Here is a 1,333-nt window from a genome sequence, read left to right as displayed (position 1 = left end):
AGGGGGCAAGGGGCGCGTCGACAGGCCCCGCCGTGGGGCCCTCGAGCGTGCGCCAGCCGCCCTGGCCGAGCGCCTCGATAAGGGCCGGGCCGGCCTCGTCGAGCGGCACGGGCCGGTCGGTGACGTTGAAGAGTGCCAGCAGGCGGCGGCCGTCTTCGAGGGGGCCGCGCTCGATGGCCAGCAGGTTGTCCGGTGTGGTCAGCACATGCTGGGCGGCGCCGGGATGGAAGCAGGGCTCCGCGCGGCGCAGGGCGAGAAGCGCGCGCAGCGCGTGGAACACGTCGTGGGTCGGCGTCGAAGGGCTTGCCAGCAGCAGTTCGAGCTCGTCGCGCGGCCATTGGCGGCGGTTGATCGAGCGCAGCCGCCCGCTGCGCTCCACGCCCTCGACGTCGTTGAGCGAGCCAGTCAGCGTGTGGAGGTAGAGCGCGGGGATGCCCTGAAGGGAGAGCATGATCGCCTGGCTGCACAGAAACCGCGCGATCTGCCACGGGTCCGGCCCGCGGCGGGTGCCGCGCATCGCCTCGAACCAGGTGATGTTGATCTCGTAGGCGGTATCACTGCCATCGGGGTTGCTGCGCATGCTGACGAAGCCGCCGAAACGGTGCATCAGCTCGAGCAGCGCGTCGCGCTCGTGATCCGGCAAAAGCCCCTCCAGCGGGCGCACGCCGATGCCGTCGTGGCTGGCGGTGAAGTTGAGGTAGGTGCAGGTGTCGGGCAGCTCGGGAAGGCTCGCGAGCCACCCCTGGAGCGTTGCGGCCTCGCCCCGGGTGAGCGTATGCAGCAGCAGCGGCGGCAGGGCGAACTGGTACACCATGTGCGCTTCGTCGGCGGTGCGCACGGGGCCGGCGGCCTTCGGTGCCAGCCGCTCCAGGCCGAAATAGCTGATGTTCTCCGCGTGGGGCACGTTGGTCTCGGTGATCAACAGCGTGTTGGGCGCGACCTCGTCGACGATGGCGCGCAGAAGCCGCACCACGGCATGGGTTTCCGGCAGGTGGATGCAGGTCGTGCCCAGGCGCTTCCACACAAACGCCACCGCGTCGAGTCGCACGATGCTCACGCCTTGCAGCAGGTAGAACAGCAGTATGCCGACGAACTCCAGCAGCACGTCGGGGTTCTCGAAGTTCAAGTCGATCTGGTCGTCCGAGAAGGTCGCCCACAGGTGGCGGGTGCCCCGGCGGGTGGCGACCGGCACCAGCAGCGGGCTGCTGCGCGGGCGGGTCACCTGGGAGACGTCGGTGGCGGGGTCCACCTCGATGAAGAAGTCGCGCCCGGGCAGGCTTCCGGTCAGGTAGTCGACGAACCACAGCGACTCGCGCGAAACGTGGTTGAGGAC

The 1,333-nt window shown here is 69.6% G+C and carries 1 protein-coding gene; it reads right to left on the bottom strand.

From position 1 onward, the window contains the following. On the bottom strand, positions 1-1,333 hold a 1,333-nt coding region (locus BIS11_RS17765; protein WP_253586749.1), incomplete at both ends, for an alpha-amylase family glycosyl hydrolase.

Origin of the sequence: Halomonas sp. 707D4 (assembly GCF_024158685.1) — a bacterium.
In the GTDB taxonomy this organism is placed as follows: Bacteria; Pseudomonadota; Gammaproteobacteria; order Pseudomonadales; family Halomonadaceae; genus Vreelandella.
This window is presented reverse-complemented; position numbering and strand designations above follow the sequence as displayed.